The 268-nt window shown below is 66.8% G+C and carries 1 pseudogene; it reads left to right on the forward strand.

Annotated features, from left to right (window positions below):
- Nucleotides 1-243 (forward strand): annotated as a pseudogene (locus tag SB753_RS37700) (hypothetical protein); the annotation flags it as partial.
- Nucleotides 244-268 lie beyond the last annotated feature (25 nt).

Here is a 268-nt window from a genome sequence, read left to right on the forward strand (position 1 = left end):
GAGGCCGACGGTTTCGGTTTCCTCGTGTTCGCGAGCCGCGCGAGAGGGCGCATCCTGCTAGAGTTCGGCGCGACGCGCACGGCCGCCAGCACGCGGCGCGGCGTGCGTCGCCAGGATGCGGCGGGCGACGCGACACCGCGCTCGCTGCGTCGAATCCCGCAGATTACGCGTAGCAATTCACATAATGCACGGCCGCGAAGATTCGCGGCCGTGGTGTTTTTGCGAGTCAATCATTGCGGGTGATGCATCCGCGTCCGCGCGCTCAACT

It is taken from the genome of Paraburkholderia sp. SIMBA_053 (assembly GCF_046534895.1).
In the GTDB taxonomy this organism is placed as follows: Bacteria; Pseudomonadota; Gammaproteobacteria; order Burkholderiales; family Burkholderiaceae; genus Paraburkholderia; species Paraburkholderia caledonica.